An 18,601-nucleotide genomic window follows, 5' to 3' on the forward strand; every position below is an offset into this window, starting at 1 on the left:
TACCTAGCCTTCTATGAGATTCGTGTTCCTCGGACCGGTGTTTTGCCTCCAGCTTCCTTCAGATTCCGCGTCGCCACGGACACCCTTGCTCTTGGTTAACCTCTACTTCTGTCTTCGGGGTTCGGGACTTACACCCTATAGTTCATACGCATGCCGGGCGCACACACAAAAAAGAGAAATTGCGCTGTGCAATTTCTCTTTTTGCTTGAACTTAAATTAATTATAACTCATCCACGGTGACTTCAAATTATTTTTATTACCATTGCCATTTCCATTACCGTTTCCGTTGCCATTTCCATTTCCATTACCGTTTCCGTTGCCGTTACCATTGCCATTTCCATTGCCGTTGCCGTTGCCATTTCCATTGCCATTGCCATTGCCATTTCCATTACCGTTTCCGTTGCCATTTCCATTGCCATTTCCGTTTCCGTTGCCATTTCCGTTGCCATTTCCATTTCCATTGCCATTTCCGTTGCCATTGCCATTTCCATTGCCATTTCCATTTCCATTGCCATTTCCATTTCCATTGCCATTACCGTTTCCGTTTCCGTTGCCATTTCCATTGCCATTTCCGTTTCCGTTGCCATTTCCGTTTCCGTTGCCATTGCCGTTTCCGTTTCCATTTCCATTACCGTTGTCATTTCCTGGCTTTACAACCAACACATCAAACGTTAGTGTGTTCTCACCATACGTTACCGTAATCGTTGTATTACCTAGACCTTTTCCTTTTACAGCCCCATCTTTTACAGTAGCTATTTGATCATTCGCTACTTCGTAGGTTGCAAGCTTTGTAACATCTTTTTCTGTTGTTTTACCATCAAAAGTAGTTACTTCAGTAATCTTAACTGGAACTTCTTTACCTATTCTAGTTTCAACCTGAGCTTGATCAATTTCTAGTGTTACTATTGGTGTTTCTATAACAGGTTCTTTAACTGTAACATTTAAAGTAACTTCATTATCACCGTATGAAATAGTAATTGTAGTCGTGCCCTCACCTACTGCAGTTACTAATCCATTTACTATTGTTGCAACATTTTTATCTGCAACAACATAAGTAGCTTTTGAAGTTACGTCTTCCTCTGTTGCGTCACCTTCTGCAGGCGTTGACGTTTCTGTTACCGTAAGTTGTGCAGTTTCTCCAGCTGTTAGGTCTAGCTTAGTTGGATTTACAGAAAGTGTTACTACTGGTTCTACTACTTCTTTTTCATATATCTTCGCTTCACCAACATTCCCGGCAGCGTCTTTAATTATTACTGATACAGCATTAGTTTCTGCTGTTACTGGGAATGTGAAGCTACCTTCTTGATTTAATTCAAAAGCAACTGGAGCTTGTACTTCGCCATTTACCGTCGAAACATAGGAAGCTTTTAATTTATCATTTAAATTGTAATCTAAACCGTATAAATATAACTCTTCATTGTAGTCGATATACTTATCTGTTACTTGTCCTGTAGCGACACCTTTAGCTACTGAACCAGTAATTTCTGGTTTAGTCGTTTTCACGATAATTGGTCCAACATAATTGGAAACTGCTCCTGATGCTGCAAGACCGGTGAAGTCAATTGTATACAGACCATCTGGAATCTTTGTGGCAGGTGCTGTTCCCCATGGTTTGTATTGCCCACCAATATTCAGCGTATAAGAGCCTTTTCCTAGCGCAGTACCTGCATGTAGATAACCAATGTAGCCGTCTCCGTATTCTCCACCTTCAGGATTCATAATATCCCAAAGCTCGATATAGTTAGTTGTTACATCTCCAGTTAATGTGAATGAAAGAACAGCTGAGTCTTTCACTCCATCTCCGTTAAAGGATAGGTCTGTTTCTGTAATCTTAAAATCTTTAATTGCAGTTGCTTCCGCACCGCCAAGGTCAGCTGCGAATGGCAATGAAATTTCTGTATCTCCACCGCTGATGTAAATATACCCTAGTATTTCAGAGCCGTTTGGCGCCGTAGCTTGTGAAGCAGTTAATGTAATATTTAAAACTTGCTCACCATCTAGATTAAATGTCGGCTGATCTACTGTAACAGTTGCATCACCAAATGTTTTTGTTACATCAATTGATACGTTATAATTGCCGCCGTTCCCTTTAATATCTTTTACTAAAACTTGTTTCGTTACAGAAATATCTCGGTCTTTAAGTGATTGTGGACCGAAAGTAACTGTACCTTTCAAGTTTTCTGTAACTACACCAGTTCCATCTAAAATTGCGCTATCAAGTGCATAGGCAAGAATTTCCGGATGAGTTGCTGCATAAGGATCTACACGCCCTGCACCTTGTGAAAACACATCGTATTTTGTTTTATCTATAACCTTTGCTGTATTAGAAAGCGCCACTTTTACATCGAACGCGTTCCAATCCGGATTTGCTTGTTTAACTAATGCAGCAATACCTGCAATATGCGGTGTTGCCATAGAAGTCCCTGTTTTACGACCATATGCTTCCCCATAATCTGCATCAGGGAAATCTTTTTTATACATTGGAATCGTTGACATAATGTTTGTTCCAGGTGCACTTACATCTGGTTTAATGTCAAAGTTTGGTGTAGATGGTCCACGTGAACTTGAATCGTTTACATCATCTCCCAGTGTCTTTGTGGAAGCAAATTTACTAAAGCTTACTTTTCCGGCTCCGCCTGCTAATGCAGCGCGAATTGCAGCGCCATCCGTTTGGGACATATCAAATGTTGGCAGGAACTCAAATGAATCACCCAGGAATGTGCCTGAAATATTCGGTGCATTCGTTCCACCAGCAAAGTTATGAATAATTGTTGCGACTGCTCCTTTTGCCTTTGCATTCGCAATTTTATCAACGAATGCGATACTGCCACGAGAAATCAATGCCACTTTACCTTTTACATCAATTCCTTCAAAGTCTTTTACTTCCCCGTTTCCAGGAACTGCAACTAGGTCAAATTCTCCTTGAAGCTGCGTTGCTAAATTTTTCCCGAAAGTCGTTCCCATTAATGGAAGCTGTTTTGTTAAGTTGTAGTTGCCAACTTTAACATTCACTTCCCCGTTGTACATTGTTTCAGGATTTGTTGTGTTACCAACAGCAATTCCTAAACGAGCAGTTGCAGGCGTGCCCATTGTTCCGCGATTTGGACCTTCGTTTCCTGTTGCAACTACTCCGATTGTTCCAGCCATCATTGCATTATTAATAGCAAATGAACCAGCATCCGTTTCAGAGTTAGCTCCCCCGCCAAGTGAAAGGTTGATAACGTCCATTTTTTCTTTTACAGCAGTTTCAATTGCTTTAACAATACCAGATGTAGCTCCACTTCCGTATGCCCCTAGAACTCGGTAAGCATAAAGGTCTACTTTTGGAGCAATTCCTTTAATACCGAATTTGTTAGCTCCGATTGCTGCAATTGTTCCAGCAACATGTGTACCGTGAGAAGTATAGAACGCGCTTCCCTTTTCATTAAATTCAGGTGTCCCGGCTGGACGCTCCGAAGGCGATGTTTCCGATGCATCGTCATCTGCCCTAGGCTTCGTGTATGTTGCTGAATTCGGAATGAAGTTTTTTCCACCTTTATAAACTCCAGCAAACTCAGGGTGATCTACATCAATACCAGTATCTAATACTGCTACTTTTATCCCTTGTCCTTCAAGTCCTTCCTTCCAAAGCTGTTCGATGCCAAGGAAAGAATTACTTGTATTCATTTGAGCTTCTAATTGATCTTCCTTAATAAGTTCCGATGATTTCGTATTATCTTCTGATGCGGAAACAATTGCATCAGGTTCGATTAATGTAATTCCTTCTACTGTAAGCAATTTCGGGAGATCATTTGCTTTCACAGTTGCCGCAAAACCGTTTAAAACAGTATCAAATGTGTACCCTTGAGTCATCTGAACATTTTTAGCAGCTAACTCTTCTTTAACTTCTGCTTGTTGTTCTTTTACATTTGAACGAACTTCATTTGCTTGGGCTTTAGAGAATTCTTCACCTTTGACTTCGCTCATTCCTTGCTCTAGTGCCACAGGCTTTTCAGATAAATGAACGATGACTGCAACTTTTTGATTACCTGATACATTTTGTAAGCTTTCGTGAAGAGTTGGACCATCTTTAGACAAGCTTAGCTGTTCAGCAATAGCCGCCTTTTGTTGAATTATACTTTCACTTTGACCATCCTGCTTGAATGGCTTCGATTCTTCAGCACTAGCACTCGACAATGGAACCAATAGATAAAGCACCATAACGAAAGCTAGAATACTACTTAAGTACTTCGTAAACTTAAACTCTTTCAAATCTCATTTCCCCCTTTTGTTTTAATTGTCACACTTTTCAGTTTAGTGTGATATTTCCAATTTATCACAAAAGTTCCAATGCGAATATCTGAATATTTAAGCATTTTAAAATATCGGTAATTAGTACTAGTTTACCAAAGATAGATTAAGTCTATCTTCTTGGTAATTTAATAAAAAAAGCAGAACTTTGAAACGAGAAACGTTCAGTAATTCATTAATTTTTTCAATTAATCCTATCAAGGCAGCAGTTGTAGGTATAGTCGGTGGTGTAGTTGCTTATAGAAAATTAGGAGAGCAGTAAGAGGAGTGATTGGAGGGGAATCGGAATATGCAGCTCTTTTTTTCTTATGTATAATAGACGGTTACTGGGAGCTTCCGTTATTTAATTTTGAAGCTGAAAAACGCATAACACCGTCCACATTTGCGGACGGTGTAAAATAAAGTCGTTTAATTTTTTGTACAATTGCCGAATAAGTACTCGTAGATGTGACAATAAAGTCATATAAACCAACAAATGCGCCCTTTATTGAATAAGAATTTTCTTCAAATATTTCAGTGAAGGCTTTTTATAAAACGCCATTTACTTATTTGTTTCCGAGTTGCTCCGCCAAACCGATTAGAAGTCCTTCGATTCCACGAATGTAGCAGAGCCGATACGAGTCCTCGTACTGAACCACTTCGCCAACGAGCTGAGCACCATACTTTGTGAGTCTGGATACCATCTCGTCAATGTCTTCAACGGCGAACATGACACGTAAATAGCCGAGGGCGTTTACAGGCGCAGTCCGGTGATCTGATATAGTAGGTGGGCTGAGAAATTGCGAAAGTTCAAGTCGACTGTGGCCATCCGGAGTAACCATCATAGCAATCTCTACACACTGGGAACCCAATCCAGTTACGCGACCAGCCCATTCCCCTTCGACAGTGGCTCGCCCTTCAAGGTTCAAGCCAATCTCCTCGAAAAAAGCGATTGCATTATCAAGAGATTCTACAACGATGCCGACATTGTCCATTCTTAGTAATTTGTTTTCTGCCATAGTCTTATCTCCTTATGTGTAAAAATTTATTATCTGATCTTCTATTAAAAAGTTACAAATTCCTTCCAAACAAAAAACACCTTGTCACAGTATATTTGATCAATCTTTTTTCGAAATGGAGTGTTTTTGCGTTTGCTGATAAATAAAGGTTGAAGGAAAAAGTCTTTATTCTAAAGCTACACGTATATGATTAGCTAACAACTTTTCCACCTGGGATTTAAGAGCTTGATTCGCATAACGAAGTACTACATCATTACCTGCAGTGGCAATTTGCACGTCACTAAAGTATTCATCTACTGGTTGCCAACCTACTACTCGTATACGTTGCTGTGCAAGTTCTCGTTTTAGGCTAAAATATTCTTGTCTTAGATCCTTTAGCAATGAATCCATCATTGGAAGAAATACCGTTTTCATTTTAAACTGCTCTAATTTACAATAGTCAACCTGCAATGATTTAACGGCTAGCTCTAACAAAAGATACTTATGAAGTAACTGTCTTTCGTCGGCTTTAATCATAATAATCAGCATCCAGTTGGGCTGATTGAATACTTTGGATTGGAATACTTTTCGTTTTAAATAGTGTTTCAAGTATGAGTTCATTAGTATTCATCGATTTAATTTTTCCCGTCCATTGTGTGATTTTGTAGTCCTTCCACACTTCTAATTTTATGTCCAATTGCTGATTAAAAGCTTGATCAATTGTTTTCTGTAGCTCTTCCAGCTTCCATTCAGTCAATTCTCTTGGCTGTTCTGTGCACTCTTGTTTGTACTCTCTAAGAAGCTCCAAATGCTCCGGCAACATCATCGATGCCCATTTAATATTACCTCTGTCTTGTATCATTAATAAATCACTCCTATGCCAAATGACCACCAACTAGGCGATCTCGATTAATAGCTGTACCAGCTTTTGTGAAAGAAACTGCTCTTAATATGGATGTTGCTCCAAACCGATTGCGTATGGCATCCATAGTAGGTCCTATAATTTGACGCTGTGGTTTGCGTTCGTCAAATAAATCTAATTGGATACTATGCTCTCTTTCGAGGTTCGTTATTCGGACAGATAATTGACGAGCTGGCTCCCCTGCAAAGTATTCATCCAGTAATTCAAGACAAGTTTTATACATCACAAGAGTTTCACTTGTTGGCACTGCAATTGTTTTAGACCGATGGAATCCTTTGGTCATGGCGTTTCGACTATAAGAAAGACCAATACTAATTGTACGACCCACATACCCTGCATCCCGCGTTCGCTTCATTACGTCCTCACACATTTCAAGGAGCACTACAGAGATTTCTTTTCGTGTATGGTAATCCCTCATCAGCATTTGTCCCTTCCCAAAACTTAAAGCTCCGTTTGTTATTAACGGCTCCCCTAATTTGGATAAATCTATTCCCCATGCATGGTGATAGAGTTGATTGCCCATTACACCAAATCGCTTTTCTAATTCTTTTAGATCTGTATTAGCCAAACCACCAACTGTTTGTATTCCCATAGCATTTAGATTTGCTTCCATTCGTTTTCCTATGCCCCACATTTCCGATAGAGGTCGTACAGGCCATAATTTCTTTGGAATATCCTCATAAGTCCATCTAACAAAGCCTGTTTTCTTTGCTTCAAGGTCTAAAGCTAATTTGGCTATTAACATATTTGGTCCCATACCTACTGCACTAGGTATATTAAATTGGTCAAGAATAGCCTTTTGTATTTCCTTAGCCGTTTCTTCTGGTGAACCCCAAAGCTTTTCAGTGCCGGTTAAATCAACAAAACTTTCGTCTACACTATACACATGTATAGCATCAACCGGGACGTAATTAGAGATTAGCTTTGTAATCGTCATCGACATTTGAATAAAGAAACTCATTTTAGGCTCAAACAATCTAATGTCAGGATGTTTAGGTATTTCATAACGACGACTACCAGTTTTGATACTAAATTTTTCTTTCATTAAGGGGGATGCAGCAAGCACTACGCTACCTGGCTGGTCAAAATTTGCTACTACTGCAACTGGAGTTTTTAAAATATCTAGCCCATGTAACATCGCTACGATACTGGCGTAAAAGCATTTCATATCGATACACATAATAGGTCTATTGGGCATACTCTCATAATTCATACAACTTCACGTCCCCTACTAACAAAAGGAATAACGGCTAGAACGTTACTAATCAAAAAAGTACGTTTTGCATGTCTTGTAAAACAAAATGCTTGAAATGAATCACCAACAATTTTAATGACTTTTACACGCCTTTTTGTTATGGAACCATCTTTTGCTACATACATCATGTTCACTAATTGTTTGCGCTGCATAGCTTTAATCAGTTGTTCTCTCAACGTAGTTTCCTCCCATTACCTCTCGCAATTTTTTAATTGGCTAATCACTATATCTTGACTTTCAATTTCTACCGATATGCCTACTAGTAAAGGATTAACTTCCATAAATTGAATCGCACCTGGACTTTTAAACCTTTTATATCCAATTTGAACTAAAATATCTCCTACTACAGTTATTTATTATTGGCCAATGATTTTCCCCTTTACTTATCATACGTAAGAACACTTGTTTGTATACATATTAGAACAAACGTTTGCTTTTTGGCAAGGTTAAATTTTTGGAAATAAAAAATCACAATGTAACTTTTGATAAAAGAGGTGAGTGGATTGAAAGTAAAAAGGTTATTCAATGGTTTGATAGTGATGCCGAAGAAGTTTTAACATTAAATACTAATGCTGATATTTTTCAGTATGATGGAATTATCTACAAAACGGCTACCTTCAGACGCGAAATCCCATTTTATTCACTGCACAAATCTTTCATATGTATAGGAAATATAGATAGGCTGAGAGAAAAAAGAAATAGTCAATCTTCCTGTTTGCCAAGGTTATTGTCCTAGCACCCTTCTTTAAATATCTGAATTTTCAAAACACCAATCAATTGATTTAAAATATAATTTAGGCGTAGGATAAATATAAAGAAAGTCTGAAAAGTAGATGCTATTCCATCCCCCTCACAGACTTTCTATTATCAATTGTAAAAATTCAATTTTTCATTGCCTGAAACAGTTTTTGCGCATAGCTATCCGTGAATGTAAAGCCATCTTTCCCTTTACAACACTCATCAACAATCTCGCCAGATTTCATCACATAAACGCGTTGACATAAATATGAAACAGCCTTTAAATCATGTGAGATAAATAAAATAGCCATGCTGTGCTCTTTATTCAATGAAATTAATAAATCAATAATCTCACGTTGAATCAAACGGTCTAAGCTTGAAACGATTTCATCACATATTAACAATTTGGGCTGAATTAGAATGGCTCTTAATAAATTTACCCTTTGCCTTTCACCACCACTTAGCTCATGTGGAAAGGAATTTAATATATTTGTTGATAGCTTGACCTTTTCGAGCATTGTTTGCCAATAACAATCTGACTTTTGTTGCTGTAATGGCTCCGTTAAAATTTCTCTGACCGTCCAAACTGGATTGAAAGCGGCAGTCGCGTTTTGAAAGATGATTTGGCAGTTTTCATATAAAGATAGACGATTTTTCTTTGTAATATAGGTTTCATTAAAGCGAATTTGGGCTTGCTCTGCCTGCTCTAGCTGCATGATGATTTTAGCCAACGTACTTTTTCCACTGCCACTTTCACCAACAAGCCCAACGATTTCTCCATGTCCAACGTTTATATTTATATGATGTAGTACTTGCTGCCCTGTGTAGCTTTTACTAATATTTTCAACGTGAAGCAACAAAACCACTCCTTCTAAAAATGATTCGCGACAAGTCGCTTTGTATACGAATGTTTTGGCGCCTCAAAAATTTCCGACGCTTGTCCAGTTTCAACAACCTCGCCGCTTTTCATTACCACAATGGAATGAGCAGTCGAAACGGCCATTTCTAAATCGTGCGTAACCAATAATATCGTCGTTCCAAGTCGGTTATTGAGGTTTTTCAATAGTTTAATAAACTCTTGTTGATGAAGCATATCTAGCGCCGAGGTTGGTTCATCAGCTATTAGTAATGCAGGCTCATTGTAAAATGCACAAGCTAGCATACACCTTTGAAGCATGCCTCCTGAAAGCTCAAAGGGATAGCGTTGTAAAATATCTTCGCTTAAATCTAGGTCCTTAAAGATCAAAGACATTTTTGAAAGAAACAGCTCTTCCTTATGACCTAAGCGTTGTCCGCTAAACATATATAATTGCTTCCTCATTTTTGTCGTTGGTGAAAAGCTGTTTGCTGCGTCCTGAAAAATTGTGAAGAAATTCGTTTTCCCTACCGTCGACCTTTCCTTTGACGACATTGCTAGGACATTGCTGTCATGCCAGAATATCTCTCCTTGAATGTCCGCCTGAGCAGGTAATATACCTAGAATTGCGGATATTGTAGTACTTTTACCGCTACCACTTTCACCAATAACAGCTGTAATTTTATGTTCTGGGACAGTGAAGGAAATATGTTGGATTAAATTCTTATTATTAATGCTAACAGAAACGTTTTTTAGTTTAAGCATGTGAACGCTCTCCTCCTTGCTTGAAAGCCCCACCAATCATTTGTACGCATAAAATCGTCACAAATATTAAAATGCCTGGGAAAAGCCCTATCCACCATGCACCAATCAGTAAATCATTTTGAGCAGAATTCAACATGGTTCCCCAAGAAGGTGTTGTGGGTGGTACGCCAATTCCTAAAAAGCTCAATGAAACTTCTGTAAAAATAGCCCCAGCAAAATTAAACAATGTCACGATAAAAATTGCTGGGTAGATAGTACGCAATAAATGCCCAACAAAAATCTTCCATATAGGTGTGCGGAACATGATTGCCATCTGTACAAACTCTGCTTCCTTCAGACGGATAAATTCAGAGCGCACAATACGTGCCGTAACAAACCACCCTGTTGCCCCCATTATGAGCGCCATACTCCAGACATTGCCTTGCAATATCGCTTGGAAGGCAAGAACGATAACTAACGAAGGAATTGTTAACAAGGCTTCAAGAATTCGCATCATGACTGCATCTATAGCGCCGCCAAAATAACCGCTTATACCACCATATAGTATGCCAATTAAGCTGGAAATCACTACTGAAACAACCGCAATTAAAAGTGTTACCTGTCCACCAACAAGTAAACGTGAAAGTACATCCCTGCCCAGCTGATCTGTTCCAAGTATATGTGTCGGAGTAGGAGCTTCATAAGTATGATTCATATCCATTGCATTTGGCTCATAGGGTGCAAGGAATGAAGAAAAAATAGTGACAGTGAAAATAATGCACAGTATCACAAGCCAAAAAATTGATATTTTCCGTTGTTTTCTCATTGCCAAGCTCCTCTTTTCAGCTTAGGATTTAAAACAATCATGATGATATCGATTACAAATAGGCACAAAATAACGACCACCCCAATAATAAGGATGCCTCCCATTAAAAGTGGAAAGTCTTTAACCATGACCGATTTCACTAGAAGCTGCCCTAAGCCTGACCAACCAAATAATGATTCTACAACAATGGAGCCACCAAAGAATGATGGAATCGTAACCCCTACGTAATTGAGATATGGGATAATGGAATTCCGTAAAATAGCACTACGTATTTCTCGATGTGCCACACCATTTGCACGAGCAACCTGTACATAGTAACTTGAGTTTTCAACCTTCACACAATCCTGTAAAAAGCGTGCGAATATCCCTACATGTGAAACAACAAGTACAATAACTGGCAGGACGAGATGGCGCATTCTATCTATTAATCCTCCATCACCACGTATATCGTTCATTCCTGATGACGGGAGCCAGCCAAGCTGTACGGAAAATACAATGATTAATACAATACCTATCCAAAATGGTGGCACAGCTGAGCTAGCCACACTAAAAACGGATAATCCACGATCTAGTAGCGTACCCTCATTTAAGCCTGCATGAAGTCCTAACCAAATAGAGGTAAGCGCTACAATAAACAAGGTGATACCCATTAGCTGTAAGGTGTTAGGTAATCGCTCTAGTAAAATCGTCAAAACCGGTCTTCCTTCTTTTGCGGAATATCCTAAATTGCCTTGAGCAGCTTCATGAAGCCATGTTCCGTATTGATAGAAGATGGGTTTATCTAAGCCAAAAGCTTTTTCAATGCGCTCTTGCTCGGCTGCAGTTAATGTTTGTGCATTGCCTCCATAATAAGCTACTGCTGGATTGCCAGGAGCGGCTTGTAGTATAAAAAAAGAGAGGAAGCTCACGATAATGAGGACAAGTGTCCCCATTATCAATCGCTTCCCAAGCCACTTAGCGATCATTCCATTTCCACTCCTCAACATTCCATAAGAAGCCCGCTCCGTGGTGACCCAAAATACGTTCTTTTACACCACTAATATTTTTATTAATGCCATAAACCGCATCTACATAGGCAAAATAAGCAAACGGTGGATCCTCTGCTAGCACTTTTTGTAATGCCATATAAACTTCCTTACGTTTGTTAGGATTAACCGTTGAACGCCCTTCCCCTAACAACTTATCGACATTTGCGTTAGCATAGCTTCCGTAATTGTAGCCAGCACTCGTTAAGCTAGACTCACCTGAATGGAATAGGCTATAGGTATGGTGGTCTGCATCATAAGGACTTCCCCAGCCAACCATAAACGCTTCTGTATCTTCAATGACAATATTACTCCAATCTAAGGCGGCCACTTCCACATCTGCGCCAATCACTTTATAACCCTCGGCTACATAGTTTGCCATATTTACACGTACTGTATCTGTAGCAGGGGCAGTAATGGTAAAACTAAGTTTTTTGCCATCTTTATAGCGGAAGCCGTCATCCTTTAGCATCCAGTCGGATTGCTCAAGTAACTGCTTAGCTTTATCTAAATCGTATTCATAGTGCTCAATGCTGTCGTTGACATAAGCGTGTTTCTGTAGTGGCGAATATGCTTCTGTACCAAAGCCATGTAAGATACCTTTTACAATTCCTTCACGATCTACCGCAAAGCTCATTGCTTTACGTACATTCACATCCTGCCAAAGATTAAATTTCATATTAAATAAAATGCCACGGTAATCCGCTGATTCAACCTCGTACATTTTTAAATGCTCTACTTTAGAAAGTTCATCCACTTGATTAGGGTCAAGTAACGCAATATCAACCTCCCCAGACTTTAACTGTAATGCACGAACATTGCTGTCTGGAATAAACTTAAAGATGACCTTTTCAATAGAAGCTTTTGTACCAAAAAATGTTGGGAATGCTTTCAGTGTTAAACTCGTGCCACGATCCCATTTAGCAAACATATATGGACCAGCACCAATAGGCTCTTGGTTAAACGTAGTTGTTCGCATGTCCTGCCCCTCAAACGCATGCTTCGGCAAAATCGGTACTGTCAGCTTATCGAGCATTGGCGTAAAAGGTTCATCTAAAATGAGTTTCATAGTCGAGTTATTCACTTTTTTCATTGCTTTTACATGAATAAAATCAGACTTTAAAAACGAGGCATTTTGATCGTCTAAAATACTATCGATTGTAAAAATGACATCATCAACTGTTAAAACCTGCCCATCGTGGAATTTGACATCATTTTTTATAGTAATCGTATATGTCAACAGGTCATCCGATATTTGAACATTTTCTGCAATGTCATTCACCGGATTATTGTGCTCATCAAAACGCATTAATCCACGAAATAATAAAGCATCTAAATTTGTTTCCTCTAAAATAGGGTTTAAGTTTGCAAATTCAGATTCTGAAGCATATATAAGTTCATTCGCATGTGATGTCGCTTCAGCAGATTGTTGCTGTTTTGCACCTTCACTAGACAATTTGCTACAACCCATAAGACCTAGTAACAGTGCCGTTCCTAGCAAACTTACTAAAAACTTTTTCAATTCAATTCACTTTCTCCTTTAAACAAACAAGCGCTTTAAATTAGCGAGGCAACATGTATAAACATTCGATTGATTTCTTTATGTAGAATGCGTTGCTCTTTAGAAAGCCATCTACAATGAATCGCATGATCCGTAAGCCGCGTTACGCTTGCTTCTAGTGAGCTCTCCTGTAGTATCATATCCTGTAAGTCTCTTATGTTAAGGTTTTTAACCTGTGGTGAAACAATCCATAATGATCCGATGTATAGCGCTTTTTCAAGCAAGCCCATGGATGATAAATCCATTTCTTGTGGCTTGAATAGTAATGTATCAAATGCTATTAATGCATCCTCCACATATAGCTGATAGATTGAGCGAAACGCCTGATAATCAAAGATTTCTCCGCGCATTTCCCTTCCTGGTGCAATGATTTCTCCCCAAATTAGTGTCGCGCTTTCCTTCATGCGAATCGTTGTATCCACCTGAAATTTCGCCCTCTCAAATGGAATGGTTACCTCAGGCATCCATTCTAAGCGAGCCTGCTCCTCCAATTCAACCGAAATTGACTGTGTGCATCGTTCGCCTGTATGAGACGGATATATCTTTAATGCTGATTGTTGCTTCAAGCGCACTTGACTATCAGCAGCAAGTTTAACGTTGATTTCATTTCGGTCACCTGCCACCATACCACCTGAGGATTCCATAATAAAAACAGTAGCTGTTGGATTATTTCCTTCATATAATTCTCGACTTGCCTTCAATGGGGGCTGCTGGTACACATGAACAAGTCTTGTGTATCCTCTTCTAAACTCAAATGCCATCTCTAGCTTGCCAAAGTGATTTACTTTTCCCTGACTAGACATTGCCGTCAACTGCTTCTGCCCCTTCTAGTAACATATGATGCTGAATCCATGCGACAACCTGATCCACATTCGTTTGAGAGCGAACATCAGCAAAAATATATGGACGCCCACCTCTCATTTTTTTCACATCTTGATCCATCAGCTCTAAATCAACATCAACATGTGGAGCAAGCGATGTTTTATTTATTAACAACAAATCTGAACGTGTTAAAGCTGGGCCACCTTTTCGTGGAATATCCTGGCCTTCTGCTACGTCAATAACATAAATATAGCCATGAACAAGCTCAGGACTAAATGTAGCCGATAAGTTATCTCCACCACTTTCAATGAAAATAATATCTAAATCTGGAAAGCGTCTATTCAAGTCATCAATGGCCGCAAAGTTCATCGACGCATCTTCACGAATAGCTGTATGTGGGCATCCACCCGTTTCTACACCAACGATACGCTCCTCAGTTAAAACACCATTCGTAATCAGGTATTGGGCATCTTCTCGTGTATAAATATCATTAGTAATAACCGCCACATTGTATTGCTCATGCATAGCGCGTGTTAATTGGTCTACCAGCGATGTTTTTCCTGAACCAACTGGCCCACCGACTCCAATTTTTATTGGTTTCATTAATCTTCACTCTCTTTCTACGAAATAAATAATCTTGAAAATAAAAATTCATGCTTCATGGATGCAAGCTCAATTCCTAATGCGTTATTGGCCAAATCATCAATGGTTAAATCTATCACCTTTTTGGCTGCTTGCTCTACATAAGCAAGTAGTTCGTGTAATGCTTGTACCCCTGTGTTTTGTCCAAATGGAACAGAACGTACCGCATTTTGCACTAAGCCACTTATGGATGCATACATAAAAGTCATGATAGCATGATAGACATTGATACCAAATTCTTCACAATAAATACCATAAAGAACTGCATAATGTCCCTTCACTTCTTCACGCTCTATTTTTTCCTTCCATTGCTCTATAAAAGGGTTTTCTACAAGAGGTGCTACTGTTCGAACAAATTGCTTTCCGACATTGACACTAGCATCTCTCGATTCCTTCGCAAGTTTCATAGCCCCGCAAAGCTCATCAAGCTTCTTTAAACGAGCTTCGTCTTTGCTTACCGCTGCATGAAACGACTCCTGAATGATAATGGCATCACCATATACTAAGTTTTGCATTAAGTACGCTTTGCAAAACTGAATTAACTGTTCCTTTGTGCGAATTAAATCTCTTTGAATATAGGTTTCCATTCCGTATGAATGCGTATAGGACCCTATCGGAAATGCGGAATCATGAATTTGTAATAAATGCAATATGGATAAATCAGTGAGAGTGTCCACGGTATTTGAACGGTTGTTTAAAACGTCGCTCTGTCGTTTCATAGTTTACTCCTATTTCATCTAATAATGGATTGATCGTATGATCTGCACGTACGATGATTTCATTATTTTCAATCAAGCAAGGTGTATGACGATTCCCTAATTCAAATGCAGATTTCCCCATTTCAACCATATCTTTCGGCGTAATAACAATCACAGGCTCTAATTTTGTGCGAATAGCGATACGACGGTTGTCATCTTCAAATAATAAATCTCCATATAGTAAAGGTTCTTCTCCATCAATACGTAAAGCAATGTCTGTTCCCTTATCCGTTTCTGTGCGAAGAATACGTTTGCTTAATTCTTCCCATTCAAGCTCAATCCATTCCGTGGATTTGTGAGTAAGTTCTTCCTCGTTGGCAATATTACCGATAATTTTTTCTATTAACATAGTATAGGCACCTCATATTTTAATGGATTTAAATGGCTGCTCCTCTGTAAATCTCATATAGAAACTTCATTTTCCTTGCAATTCAATCTTTTCATTATAATTAGAATAAGAAATACCGTTGGGCCATTGGTAGTACATCTACTGGCTCACAAGTTGCTAGCTCACCATCAATTTTCACTTCGTACGTTTCTGGATTAACATCAATTTTTGGGGTAGCGTTGTTAAGCTTCATATCAGCTTTACCAATATTCCGACAATTTTTCACCGTACCAATCATTCGATTTAACCCTAATACTTCTGGTAATCCTTCTTCCACAGCAATCTTTGGTAAAAACGTCATTCCGCAATTTTGTGGCCCTTGTCCATAGTAGCCAAACATACGTCGCCCTTGCATAGGCTGTGGTGTAGGGATCGATGCATTGGGATCACCTGTAATACCATAAACGGCAATACCTGCTTTAATGACCAACTCTGCCTTTACGCCAAAGAAGGCTGGGTCCCAGAGGACAATATCTGCTAACTTTCCTTCTTCCAGTGATCCTACCTCATGACTAATTCCATGAGCAATCGCTGGATTAATATTAAGCTTCGCCATATAGCGCTTCACGCGATAATTATCATGATCCTTACCTTCATCCTGTGGCAGGGAACCACGTTGTTTTTTCATTTTGTCTGCCGTTTGGAACGTTCTTATTGTCACTTCACCGACACGCCCCATTGCTTGGGAATCGGATGACATAATACTTAAAATCCCTAAATCCTGCATAATATCCTCTGCAGCAATTGTTTCTGGACGAATACGTGAATCAGCAAATGCCACATCCTCTGGGACATCGTGTTTAAGATGATGACACACCATTAGCATATCTAAATGCTCATCAATCGTATTGGTTGTAAATGGTTTCGTGGGATTCGTAGATGCTGGTAAAATATTAGGTAAGGACGCCATGACTAATTGGTCAGGAGCATGTCCTCCACCCGCACCTTCCGTATGGAAAATATGAATAACACGTCCATCAATAGCATTGATCGTATCTTCCACAAACCCAGCCTCATTCAATGTATCAGAGTGAAGTGCCACTTGAATATCATACTCGTCTGCAACGGATAAGCTTTGATTTAGCGCTGTAGGGGTTGCGCCCCAGTCCTCATGAATTTTCATGCCGATTGCACCAGCTCGAACCTGCTCAATAATCGGTTCTGGATCAGATGCACTACCCTTTCCTAGTAATCCAACATTGATTGGGAATCCTTCAACTGCTTGAAGCATTCTATGTAAATGCCATTCACCGGGAGTTAAACTTGTCGCTTTTGAGCCAGCAGCTGGACCTGTACCACCCCCGATAAAGGTAGTCGTACCTGCTAGTAATGCTGTTTCTACCTGATCTGGGCTGATAAAGTGAATATGTGTGTCGATCGCCCCAGCCGTTGCAATTAAACCTTCCCCAGCATATACCTCTGTTCCAACACCGATGATCATATCCTGACCGACACCGTCCATACTGTTCGGATTTCCGGCTTTTCCAATACCAATAATTCGGCCATCTTTAATACCAATATCAGCCTTTACAATACCTGTATAATCAATAATGACTACATTGGTAATAACCGTGTCGAGCACACCCTCATTTCGTGTATTCTTACCATTTTGTCCCATAGAGACACGTAGCGATTTTCCGCCACCAAATACACCCTCATCCCCATAGCTTGTATAATCCTTCTCTATTTCAACCCATAGATCGGTATCCGCTAATCGAACTTTATCTCCAACTGTCGGTCCAAACATTTTTGCATACGCATCATGTGTCACCCTCATTTTTCCTCAGCTCCTTTAAAACCACCTTCAATTGCCTTGTCTAAAATTTCGTCCTTATGATGTGTAGAGCCTTCTGTTAGTTTGTCCAAACCAAACACATAACTTTTACCACCAAACTCGACAAGCTCAACTTCTTTCTCTTCACCTGGTTCAAAGCGAACTGCTGTACCTGAAGGAATATTTAGATGCATTCCGATTGCCTCTTGCCGATTAAACTCTAAAAATCTATTCACTTCAATAAAATGAAAATGCGAACCAACTTGTATCGGACGATCACCAGTATTAGCAACGACTATCGTCTTAGTAGCTCGTCCTACATTCATTTCGATTTCGCCTTTAGCTGGGCGAATTTCTCCAGGAATCATAGACAAATCCTCCTTTATTGAATTGGGCGGTGTACAGTTACAAGCTTCGTTCCATCTGGGAATGTACATTCAACTTGTACATCTGAAATCATGTCACCGACGCCCTCCATAACATCATCTACTTTGAGCACTTGCTTCGCTTCACTCATTAATTGTGCAACTGTTTTACCATCTCTGGCACCTTCCATAATAAAACTACTAATGAGTGCTACAGCTTCTGGATAATTCAGCTTTAGTCCACGAGCTTTTCTTTTCTGCGCAAGTTCTCCTGCCACATGAAGGAATAATTTTTCTTGTTCAACAGATGATAGCTTCATTCCAATCTCTCCTTTCCCTACATTCGGAATTACCTTTAAAAACTTAACTATTTTAGAAAGAAATGGGTTACGAAAGTTAAATGAGATCATTGAGGTAACAGCTAATCTATTATAAGAAAATAGTTTTAAAAAAACAAATATTTTCATTTATCTGTCACTTGCTAATTTAGCGAACAAGAGACAAAGAATGAGTTAATTCGCAATAAAACACTATCACCATCTATAGTTGCCCTTAATTGTTTAATAAAGTTCTGCTAATGCCAGTTTAATGAAATTTAATCCTAAAACTGATCCACTAAATACTAACGTTGTTACTACAACTAACGTTTTTCCACTAC

The 18,601-nt window shown here is 39.3% G+C and carries 19 protein-coding genes; 1 reads left to right on the plus strand and 18 read right to left on the minus strand.

What is annotated here, in order from left to right:
• Nucleotides 1-216 precede the first annotated feature (216 nt).
• The 6 genes from ACFTQ7_RS18215 to ACFTQ7_RS18240 all read right to left on the minus strand — a co-directional run bounded on the left by ACFTQ7_RS18215 (nucleotide 217) and on the right by ACFTQ7_RS18240 (nucleotide 7,620).
• On the minus strand, nucleotides 217-4,251 hold the full coding sequence (locus ACFTQ7_RS18215) for a S8 family serine peptidase (protein ID WP_386830272.1): 4,035 nt from the start codon (nucleotides 4,249-4,251) through the stop codon (nucleotides 217-219).
• A 584-nt stretch (nucleotides 4,252-4,835) separates the two neighbouring features.
• Nucleotides 4,836-5,288: a VOC family protein gene (locus tag ACFTQ7_RS18220; RefSeq protein WP_349658224.1), complete on the minus strand. Its 453-nt coding sequence runs from the start codon at nucleotides 5,286-5,288 to the stop codon at nucleotides 4,836-4,838.
• Between the two features lie 165 nt (nucleotides 5,289-5,453).
• Nucleotides 5,454-5,804, minus strand: coding sequence for a YhjD family protein (locus tag ACFTQ7_RS18225; RefSeq protein ID WP_386830273.1), 351 nt, complete (start codon nucleotides 5,802-5,804; stop codon nucleotides 5,454-5,456).
• Entirely contained in the window at nucleotides 5,797-6,129 is a 333-nt protein-coding gene (locus ACFTQ7_RS18230) for a YolD-like family protein (RefSeq protein ID WP_386830274.1), read from the minus strand. Before ACFTQ7_RS18230 ends, ACFTQ7_RS18225 begins: the two co-directional genes overlap by 8 nt.
• 13 nt (nucleotides 6,130-6,142) lie before the next feature.
• Nucleotides 6,143-7,402, minus strand: a complete 1,260-nt coding sequence (locus ACFTQ7_RS18235) for a Y-family DNA polymerase (RefSeq protein WP_386830275.1) — start codon at nucleotides 7,400-7,402, stop codon at nucleotides 6,143-6,145.
• A complete protein-coding gene (locus tag ACFTQ7_RS18240; protein ID WP_079561311.1) occupies nucleotides 7,399-7,620 on the minus strand; it encodes a transcriptional regulator in 222 nt (73 codons plus the stop codon). Before ACFTQ7_RS18240 ends, ACFTQ7_RS18235 begins: the two co-directional genes overlap by 4 nt.
• Before the next feature lie 278 nt (nucleotides 7,621-7,898).
• On the opposite strand from ACFTQ7_RS18240, the gene ACFTQ7_RS18245 reads away from it, so the two are divergent.
• A complete protein-coding gene (locus ACFTQ7_RS18245) occupies nucleotides 7,899-8,180 on the plus strand; it encodes a carbohydrate kinase family protein (protein WP_386830276.1) in 282 nt (93 codons plus the stop codon).
• A gap of 145 nt (nucleotides 8,181-8,325) precedes the next feature.
• Here ACFTQ7_RS18245 and ACFTQ7_RS18250 read toward each other — a convergent pair whose 3' ends face one another.
• The 12 genes from ACFTQ7_RS18250 to ureA form a co-directional block, all read right to left on the minus strand.
• The gene (locus ACFTQ7_RS18250; RefSeq protein ID WP_349658232.1) at nucleotides 8,326-9,048 is read right to left on the minus strand and encodes an ABC transporter ATP-binding protein; all 723 of its coding nucleotides are present in this window, start codon (nucleotides 9,046-9,048) and stop codon (nucleotides 8,326-8,328) included.
• A 5-nt stretch (nucleotides 9,049-9,053) separates the two neighbouring features.
• Nucleotides 9,054-9,803 (minus strand): ATP-binding cassette domain-containing protein, encoded by a 750-nt coding sequence (locus ACFTQ7_RS18255; RefSeq protein WP_386830277.1) that lies wholly within the window; start codon nucleotides 9,801-9,803, stop codon nucleotides 9,054-9,056.
• A complete protein-coding gene (locus ACFTQ7_RS18260; protein WP_386830278.1) occupies nucleotides 9,796-10,608 on the minus strand; it encodes an ABC transporter permease in 813 nt (270 codons plus the stop codon). The genes ACFTQ7_RS18255 and ACFTQ7_RS18260 overlap by 8 nt, the downstream gene beginning before the upstream one ends.
• Nucleotides 10,605-11,573, minus strand: coding sequence for an ABC transporter permease (locus ACFTQ7_RS18265; protein WP_386830279.1), 969 nt, complete (start codon nucleotides 11,571-11,573; stop codon nucleotides 10,605-10,607). The genes ACFTQ7_RS18260 and ACFTQ7_RS18265 overlap by 4 nt, the downstream gene beginning before the upstream one ends.
• Nucleotides 11,563-13,155, minus strand: a complete 1,593-nt coding sequence (locus ACFTQ7_RS18270; protein WP_386830280.1) for an ABC transporter substrate-binding protein — start codon at nucleotides 13,153-13,155, stop codon at nucleotides 11,563-11,565. Before ACFTQ7_RS18270 ends, ACFTQ7_RS18265 begins: the two co-directional genes overlap by 11 nt.
• A 35-nt stretch (nucleotides 13,156-13,190) precedes the next feature.
• Nucleotides 13,191-13,997 carry an urease accessory protein UreD gene (locus tag ACFTQ7_RS18275; protein WP_386830339.1) on the minus strand — a complete coding sequence of 269 codons (807 nt, stop codon included), beginning with the start codon at nucleotides 13,995-13,997 and terminating at the stop codon, nucleotides 13,191-13,193.
• Nucleotides 13,990-14,619, minus strand: a complete 630-nt coding sequence (gene ureG, locus ACFTQ7_RS18280; protein WP_386830281.1) for an urease accessory protein UreG — start codon at nucleotides 14,617-14,619, stop codon at nucleotides 13,990-13,992. The genes ACFTQ7_RS18275 and ureG overlap by 8 nt, the downstream gene beginning before the upstream one ends.
• A 17-nt stretch (nucleotides 14,620-14,636) precedes the next feature.
• A complete protein-coding gene (locus tag ACFTQ7_RS18285) occupies nucleotides 14,637-15,377 on the minus strand; it encodes an urease accessory protein UreF (protein ID WP_386830282.1) in 741 nt (246 codons plus the stop codon).
• Nucleotides 15,319-15,765: an urease accessory protein UreE gene (locus tag ACFTQ7_RS18290; protein ID WP_349658239.1), complete on the minus strand. Its 447-nt coding sequence runs from the start codon at nucleotides 15,763-15,765 to the stop codon at nucleotides 15,319-15,321. The genes ACFTQ7_RS18285 and ACFTQ7_RS18290 overlap by 59 nt, the downstream gene beginning before the upstream one ends.
• Before the next feature lie 100 nt (nucleotides 15,766-15,865).
• Nucleotides 15,866-17,581 (minus strand): urease subunit alpha, encoded by a 1,716-nt coding sequence (gene ureC, locus ACFTQ7_RS18295; RefSeq protein WP_386830283.1) that lies wholly within the window; start codon nucleotides 17,579-17,581, stop codon nucleotides 15,866-15,868.
• Entirely contained in the window at nucleotides 17,578-17,946 is a 369-nt protein-coding gene (locus tag ACFTQ7_RS18300; protein WP_349658241.1) for an urease subunit beta, read from the minus strand. Before ACFTQ7_RS18300 ends, ureC begins: the two co-directional genes overlap by 4 nt.
• 14 nt (nucleotides 17,947-17,960) lie before the next feature.
• Nucleotides 17,961-18,263: an urease subunit gamma gene (gene ureA, locus ACFTQ7_RS18305; protein ID WP_349658242.1), complete on the minus strand. Its 303-nt coding sequence runs from the start codon at nucleotides 18,261-18,263 to the stop codon at nucleotides 17,961-17,963.
• Nucleotides 18,264-18,601: the final 338 nt, after the last annotated feature.

Source organism: Lysinibacillus sp. NPDC056959 (genome assembly GCF_042674095.1).
Classification (GTDB): Bacteria; Bacillota; Bacilli; order Bacillales_A; family Planococcaceae; genus Lysinibacillus; species Lysinibacillus zambalensis.

What these genes read in the sequence shown, in the direction of transcription:
- ACFTQ7_RS18220 (WP_349658224.1), bottom strand. Translation starts at nt 5,288, where the DNA reads ATGGCAGAAAACAAATTACTAAGAATGGACAATGTCGGCATCGTTGTA.
- ACFTQ7_RS18225 (WP_386830273.1), bottom strand. Translation starts at nt 5,804, where the DNA reads ATGATTAAAGCCGACGAAAGACAGTTACTTCATAAGTATCTTTTGTTA.
- ACFTQ7_RS18230 (WP_386830274.1), bottom strand. Translation starts at nt 6,129, where the DNA reads ATGATACAAGACAGAGGTAATATTAAATGGGCATCGATGATGTTGCCG.
- ACFTQ7_RS18235 (WP_386830275.1), bottom strand. Translation starts at nt 7,402, where the DNA reads ATGAATTATGAGAGTATGCCCAATAGACCTATTATGTGTATCGATATG.
- ACFTQ7_RS18255 (WP_386830277.1), bottom strand. Translation starts at nt 9,803, where the DNA reads ATGCTTAAACTAAAAAACGTTTCTGTTAGCATTAATAATAAGAATTTA.
- ACFTQ7_RS18260 (WP_386830278.1), bottom strand. Translation starts at nt 10,608, where the DNA reads ATGAGAAAACAACGGAAAATATCAATTTTTTGGCTTGTGATACTGTGC.
- ACFTQ7_RS18265 (WP_386830279.1), bottom strand. Translation starts at nt 11,573, where the DNA reads ATGATCGCTAAGTGGCTTGGGAAGCGATTGATAATGGGGACACTTGTC.
- ACFTQ7_RS18275 (WP_386830339.1), bottom strand. Translation starts at nt 13,997, where the DNA reads ATGTCTAGTCAGGGAAAAGTAAATCACTTTGGCAAGCTAGAGATGGCA.
- ureG (WP_386830281.1), bottom strand. Translation starts at nt 14,619, where the DNA reads ATGAAACCAATAAAAATTGGAGTCGGTGGGCCAGTTGGTTCAGGAAAA.
- ACFTQ7_RS18285 (WP_386830282.1), bottom strand. Translation starts at nt 15,377, where the DNA reads ATGAAACGACAGAGCGACGTTTTAAACAACCGTTCAAATACCGTGGAC.
- ACFTQ7_RS18290 (WP_349658239.1), bottom strand. Translation starts at nt 15,765, where the DNA reads ATGTTAATAGAAAAAATTATCGGTAATATTGCCAACGAGGAAGAACTT.
- ureC (WP_386830283.1), bottom strand. Translation starts at nt 17,581, where the DNA reads ATGAGGGTGACACATGATGCGTATGCAAAAATGTTTGGACCGACAGTT.
- ACFTQ7_RS18300 (WP_349658241.1), bottom strand. Translation starts at nt 17,946, where the DNA reads ATGATTCCTGGAGAAATTCGCCCAGCTAAAGGCGAAATCGAAATGAAT.
- ureA (WP_349658242.1), bottom strand. Translation starts at nt 18,263, where the DNA reads ATGAAGCTATCATCTGTTGAACAAGAAAAATTATTCCTTCATGTGGCA.